The 6,552-nt window shown below is 32.5% G+C and carries 6 protein-coding genes; 3 read left to right on the top strand and 3 right to left on the bottom strand.

The genetic code is table 11. The features are described 5' to 3' along the window. Positions 1–966, top strand: a 966-nt coding sequence (locus WBQ70_RS14605; protein ID WP_423915471.1) for an ATP-grasp domain-containing protein, incomplete at its 5' end; no start/stop codon positions are given. Positions 967–1,388: 422 nt separating this feature from the next. On the opposite strand, the gene WBQ70_RS14600 is transcribed toward WBQ70_RS14605, so the two are convergent. The 3 genes from WBQ70_RS14600 to WBQ70_RS14590 all read right to left on the bottom strand — a co-directional run bounded on the left by WBQ70_RS14600 (position 1,389) and on the right by WBQ70_RS14590 (position 4,710). Further along, positions 1,389–2,312 carry a mechanosensitive ion channel family protein gene (locus tag WBQ70_RS14600; RefSeq protein WP_423915469.1) on the bottom strand — a complete coding sequence of 308 codons (924 nt, stop codon included), beginning with the start codon at positions 2,310–2,312 and terminating at the stop codon, positions 1,389–1,391. Positions 2,313–2,491: 179 nt separating this feature from the next. Further along, on the bottom strand, positions 2,492–2,878 hold the full coding sequence (locus WBQ70_RS14595; RefSeq protein WP_423915467.1) for a PUR family DNA/RNA-binding protein: 387 nt from the start codon (positions 2,876–2,878) through the stop codon (positions 2,492–2,494). A 71-nt stretch (positions 2,879–2,949) separates the two neighbouring features. Continuing rightward, entirely contained in the window at positions 2,950–4,710 is a 1,761-nt protein-coding gene (locus tag WBQ70_RS14590; RefSeq protein ID WP_423915465.1) for an ABC transporter ATP-binding protein, read from the bottom strand. Between the two features lie 683 nt (positions 4,711–5,393). Here WBQ70_RS14590 and nusB point away from each other — a divergent pair. Together nusB and yajC are read left to right on the top strand one after the other, a co-directional pair. Beyond that, positions 5,394–6,305 (top strand): transcription antitermination factor NusB, encoded by a 912-nt coding sequence (nusB, locus tag WBQ70_RS14585; RefSeq protein ID WP_423915463.1) that lies wholly within the window; start codon positions 5,394–5,396, stop codon positions 6,303–6,305. A gap of 28 nt (positions 6,306–6,333) precedes the next feature. Next, a partial coding sequence (gene yajC / locus WBQ70_RS14580) for a preprotein translocase subunit YajC (protein WP_423915462.1) occupies positions 6,334–6,552 on the top strand: 219 nt, incomplete at its 3' end.

Here is a 6,552-nt window from a genome sequence, read left to right as displayed (position 1 = left end):
GTTTTCTGGGAGCATATCTACGATATCATCCAACACGAAAAACCAGAAGGTGTAATTGTACAATTAGGTGGTCAAACGGCGCTTAAATTAGCTGAGAAACTATCTAAATACGGAGTAAAAATCATAGGAACTAGCTTTGACGCTTTGGATTTAGCTGAAGATAGAGGACGTTTCTCTGATTTATTAACTGAGTTAGAAATTCCTTTCCCAAGATTTGGAATTGCTGAAACAGCTGACGAAGCTTCAGCTCTTGCTGATACTTTAGACTTTCCATTATTGATTCGTCCTTCTTACGTATTAGGCGGTCAAGGAATGAAAATTGTAATCAACAAACAAGAATTAGTAGAGCACGTAGTCAACTTGCTAAAAACAATTCCAGGAAACAAATTGCTATTAGACCATTACCTTGATGGTGCGATTGAAGCAGAAGCAGATGCAATTTGCGATGGTGAAAACGTATACATCATCGGAATTATGGAGCATATCGAACCTTGTGGAGTGCACTCTGGAGACAGTAACGCTACTTTACCTCCTTTTAACTTAGGAGAGTTTGTAATGCAACAAATCAAAGATCATACTAAGAAAATTGCTTTAGGATTGAAAACAGTTGGTTTAATCAACATTCAGTTTGCTGTCAAAGATGATACAGTATACATCATTGAAGCGAATCCAAGAGCGTCTCGTACGGTTCCATTTATTGCAAAAGCATATGGAGAGCCTTATGTAAACTATGCGACTAAAGTTATGTTAGGTCATAATAAAGTAACCGACTTTGACTTTAACCCACAGTTAAAAGGATATGCAATCAAACAACCAGTTTTCTCTTTCAGCAAATTTCCGAATGTAAATAAAGCACTAGGGCCAGAGATGAAATCAACAGGAGAAAGCATCTTGTTTATTGATGACTTAAAAGACGACCAATTCTACGAATTGTACTCTAGAAGAAAAATGTACTTAAGTAAATAATTTACTCAAACTATAATACTAATAGGCTGTCCCATAAAGACAGCCTATTTTTTTATGCTTTATATATCTGTTTTTGAATGCGTAATATTTTTTTGGGTAATGGCTCTTGAGATAGATTTGGTGCTTTTTGAATGACTATACAAAAGTCCCTGAGAACAAAAGTATTTATTAGTCCCAGAAATAGTTAAAATTATGCACTTTAATGCACTTCGCTTTAGCTTCTAAAATTTTAGCAACTGATTAAGAAGCTTCAAAGAATTAATTCTTATTAATCGTTTTAATCTGTGACAAATTGTACAGTTTTTCACTTATAGACTTTTAGTCTTATAACCAAGCTTATAGGCTTTTATCCCAGAGTGGTTCGTAAAAATATAATTTTAAGGTTTTGATTGCTTTATTGGATAGGGGAAAACACCTGAAAATTAATTATTTTCAGGTTCTTGTATTGATTTAGGAGGTGAATTTGTAGGTGCTTGATGCATGACAATTTGCGGGAAAGGGATTTCTATTCCTTCTTTGTCGAAAGCGATTTTGAGTCTTTTTCTAAGTTCGCCTGTAATTTCAAATTGTCGTGAGGGTACGGTTTCTCCTAATATTTTAACCATTATAGCTGAATCAGCAAAATCATTGACACGTAAAAACTGCGGGGTTTTAAGGATTAAGTGTTTCCAAGTAGGATCATTGGCTAGTTCGTTTCCTGTTCGGTTAATGACTTCTATAAGGTGTTCTAAATCTGTACTGTATCCTACGCCAACATTCAGGTTGATACGAGCGTAATCTTTGGATAAATTTGATACTGTTTTTATTTCCCCATGTGGAATGTGGTGTACGGTTCCGTCAATATCTCTTAGGGTTGTTTTACGCAAGGTGATGAGTTCTACTTCCCCTCCTAAGGTGTCAAATTTAACAAGATCACCAATTCGGTATTGATTTTCAAGAATGATAAAAAGGCCTGAGATAATATCTCTAATAAGGTATTGACCACCAAAACCAAAGGCTAAACCTACAATTCCTGCTGCAGCAATAATTGGGGCGATTTCGATTCCAAATTCACTTAATATCATCAAGGAACTTACTAGGATAATAACGATTTTAGATGTCGTAGAAAAGATTTGGATAAGGGTGTTTTCTCTTTTTTCTTCGGATTCTTTACTTTGATGTTTCTCAGGTCTTACGGCAATGCGTACAGCTTTGGCAATAAATCTTATAAGAATCTTATGAATAAAAAATGCGCCTATGGCAATAAAGAGAACTTTGAGTCCATTTGTCATTAACCAAGGGATTATTTTATCGGCATACTTTTCGGCATATTGTTCAACTTTTTGTAATAATAAATCAGTATTCATAACGTTGTTTTGTTTTTTGCAAATTTAAATAATGTGATCTTGGGTAAAGGAAAAGAGGTGTTAAGTTTTATACAAAAAATTATTTTCCTTGAGGCTTTATAATTATAAGATAAATAAAAAGTCCAAAAACCGAATGATTTTTGGACTTTAAAATTTATTATAAAAATCTAATTTGCTAATTAAATATCATCAAAATCAATATCAGTAAAACTTGATATTTGAGGAATTGTTTCTTCGTCAGAAATCGTTTTATCAGTAACGTATTCTTTTTTGAAATCTTTTTGGTGTCTTTCAGAAATCACTTCTTCTCCTTTATGGTTTAAGACATAAGATGTCATTTCTTCAAGGATTTCAGAAAAGGCAGTAAAATCTTCTTTATATAAATATATTTTATGTTTTTTGAAATGGAAAGAACCATCCTCTTCAGTGAATTTTTTACTTTCAGTAATGGTAATATAGTAATCATCTGCTTTAGTAGCTCTTACATCAAAGAAATAAGTTCTTCTACCGGCACGTAAAACTTTAGAAAAAATTTCTTCTTTTTCTAACATATCATTTTCTCTCATAATCCTTTCTGGCAATTTTTGGTTATTAAATCGTAACCAAAAATGATGAAAAAATAGTTATTATACAACAATTATAGCAATTCTTTTTCTGAAAGTTGCTTTAAATACAAAGAAGCATAATAGCCTTTTTCATTTATCAACTGGTTATGAGAACCTTGTTGAATAATTTTGCCTTGGTCTAAAATAATTATTTTATCAGCATTTTTAGCTGATGATACTCTATGGCTTACTATGATGGTTGTTTTGTCTTTACAAATTTTAAAAAGATTGTTTAAAATAGCTTCTTCGGTCTCTGTATCAACAGCAGAAAGGCAGTCGTCAAATAATAAAATGGGTGGATTTTTGATGATGGCTCTGGCAATGGAAACCCGTTGTTTTTGTCCGCCTGAAAGGGTAATGCCTCGTTCTCCCAGTATTGTGTCATATTGTTTTTTGAATCCCAAAATGTTTTTATGAACGACTGCATTTTTAGCAGCTTCAATCACTTCCTGATCTGTGGCGTTTTCTTTACCAAATTTAATGTTATTTTTTATAGAATCTGAAAATAAGAAAGCATCTTGAGGTACGATTCCAATACTGTTTCGGAGATCATACAAATTGAGTTGGCTGATTTCGGTGCCATCAATTTTGATTTCGCCAGTAGTTACATCATAAATTCGGGAAATTAGGGACAAAATAGTTGATTTTCCAGAACCAGTTTTTCCTAATATAGCGAGAGTTTCTCCTTTTTTGACTGTAAATGAAATATCGTTAAGCGCTTGTATATTGGTATCTTCATAAACATAACTCACATTATGAAAACTAATTGAACCTTCGATTACAGAATGGTTAGGGTTATTGTTTTGTATTTCAGGTTGTATTTTTAGAAATTCGTTAAGGCGTTTTTGAGATGCTTCTGCTTCTTGAACCATAGAGGAAACCCATCCTAAAGAGGCTACGGGCCATGTCAACATATTGACATATAGAATAAACTCGGCAATGGTTCCAATACTTTTAATGCTTCCTTCAATGTACATTAATCCTCCAAAATAGATTACGACCAAGTTGCTAATTCCGATTAGAGCCAGCATTAAAGGACCAAAAAGTGACTGTACTTTGGCTAAATCCAAACTTTTACTTTTACTTTCGTCGGCCAATTCTACCATATTATTTTGGTGTTGGTTTTCGAGAGAGTATGCTTTGATAACACGTACTCCTGAGAATATTTCTTGGGTGAAGCTAGAAACTTTAGATAAATATTGTTGGAATGTAGTGCTTCGTTTGTTGATTTCAGTACTTAATTTGAAAATGGCATATGATAATATGGGTAGCGGTAAAAGTGTGTATAATGTTAATCTAGGTGAAACATTATACATGTATAAAATTACAATGGTAAATCTGATGAAAGTATTAATCGTATACATCACCGCTGGACCAACATACATGCGCACTTTAGAAACGTCTTCACTGATACGGTTCATTAAATCGCCAGTACGGTTTTTTTTGTAAAAGTTTTGACTGAGGTTTTCGTATTGTTTGAAAACTTCGTTTTTTAAGTCAAATTCGATATGGCGGGACATTACAATCAAGGTTTGACGCATCAAAAAGGTTAGTATTCCTGCAATGATGGTGGTAGCAATAATTAAAAGAATGTTGTTGATTAATTCATTTTGAATACCCAACTTAGAGATAGAATTGTCTTTGGAAATATTTTCAATAGCTGCAAAGGATTTGCTAATTAATTTGGGTGTAAATAGCGAAAATATTTGTGCAATTATGGTAAAGAGAATACCGAGTAAAAAACGGTATTTGTATTTGGTGAAGTATTTGTTTAAATAACCTAATTCTTTCATATGTAAGCGCTTATATGTAATATTGTTTGGAGTTTGCAGTAGAATTTTAGTTGTAAAAATAAGTATTGCAATCAACAAAGATACAGGTTTCAAGGTAATTAATTGTTAAAGTAAAGTTGTATTCTTGGAGTGTGTTAATCGTAAAGGATGCTAAGTTTTGTATGGTAGAGACGAAATTGAAACATGTAAGAAATGTAAGAGCATGTAAGATAAATGAAATTATGGCTGATTATGTTTTTATTAGCTGCTTAGACTTAGATGACTTGTTATGGTTTGAAAAGGAAGAATAGAGTTTGAAGTCTATTGTTATTCATCTTACATGCTCTTACATTTCTTAAATGGTTTAAAAAAAAGGATGTGTTGAGGAAAATTGATATGACTTATATGTTTTAAAAAAATGTGTTATGGAATACAAAACGTTCCAGTCTAGCCCCGATCGAAGCAAAGTATCCTTTTTAGTTGTGGGGAGGAACGAGTCGCAAGAAAAAAGATACTGCGGAGAGCGGGAGGGATCGTAATGGTAAGAAGAGTGGTTGTGCTCCTAAAAAGAAATTTTGGATTGTTGTATTTGCTTCTTTTTTGAGATTTATATTTTATTTTAGAAAAGGAATAACTACTTTTGCGGACTAATTCATAAAAGTTCTTACACGGTGGTAAATAGAAGGCACATTCGCGTTAAAGTTATGCAATCGATTTATGCGATGCATCAAAACGGTTCTGACAACTTAGAGAAACAGGAAAAGTTCCTTTTTTTTAGTATTGATAGCATTCAGGATTTATATCTTACCATGGTTTCCTCATTGATGGAGATTTGCAAAAAAGAAACGGAGTTTTTGCACAAATCGAGTTTAAAACATTTGGCTACTCCTGCAGAACGTAATCCCAACAATAAATTTATTAAGAATGCTGTTTTTGAAATCTTGGCTGAAAATAATTCGTTAAGTATTGCTATAGAAACACGTAAAATTGATTCATGGTATTTGAATCAAGATTACATTGCGTTGTTGCTAAATGCTATAAAAGAAAGTAAATTCTACGTGGATTACATGCAAAATCCAGTACAATCATTTGAAGAGGATAAACAGTTAATTGTTGATTTGTTTACAGAGGTGATTGTTCCAAATGAAAAATTATACGAACATTTGGAGGATGACCAAATGACTTGGATTGATGATATTCCTTTAGTGAATACTTTAATCATTAAGCAATTGAAAGGATTGAAGCCATTAGAAGAAGATAATTTTAGGGTACCTAAGGTTTACAAAGATGCTGAAGATAAGGATTTTGCTAAAGATTTGTTTAGAAAAACTCTTTTGAACGAAAAAGAACTAGCAAAACAATTTGTGGATAAAACACCTAACTGGGATAGTGAGCGTATTGCTGAGATTGATACCATTATCTTGAAAATGGCCATTTGTGAGTTCATAAAATTTCCATCGATTCCTGTGAAAGTAACTTTGAATGAGTATTTGGAATTAGCCAAAGAATATTCTACTCCTAAGAGTAGTATATTTATCAACGGTATTCTAGATAATTTAGTAAAAGAGTTAGAGTCAAATAAAACACTAGTTAAAACTGGTCGTGGTTTAATGTAATATCAATTAATAAAATAAATTAAAAATTATGGAACAATTTATGAGTGGTCAATTACCTTTTCTTTTACTAATGTTTGTTGTTATCTATTTCTTTATGATTGCGCCACAGCGTAAAAAAATGAAACAAGAAAAAGCATTCGAAGGAGCTTTGAAAGTAGGAGACAGAATCGTTACCAAAAGTGGTCTTCATGGAAAAATTGCTGAACTTGCTGAAACTACTGTTGTAATCGAAACAATGTCAGGTAAA

The sequence above is a fragment of the Flavobacterium sp. genome (assembly GCF_049590715.1).
Classification (GTDB): domain Bacteria; phylum Bacteroidota; class Bacteroidia; order Flavobacteriales; family Flavobacteriaceae; genus Flavobacterium.
Note: the sequence above shows the minus strand (reverse complement) of the source record. Positions and strands in the feature narration are given on the sequence as shown.

Excerpts from the sequence above, each read along its gene's own strand:
- WBQ70_RS14600 (WP_423915469.1), bottom strand. The coding sequence starts at position 2,312 with ATGAATACTGATTTATTATTACAAAAAGTTGAACAATATGCCGAAAAG.
- nusB (WP_423915463.1), top strand. The coding sequence starts at position 5,394 with ATGCAATCGATTTATGCGATGCATCAAAACGGTTCTGACAACTTAGAG.
- WBQ70_RS14590 (WP_423915465.1), bottom strand. The coding sequence starts at position 4,710 with ATGAAAGAATTAGGTTATTTAAACAAATACTTCACCAAATACAAATAC.
- WBQ70_RS14595 (WP_423915467.1), bottom strand. The coding sequence starts at position 2,878 with ATGAGAGAAAATGATATGTTAGAAAAAGAAGAAATTTTTTCTAAAGTT.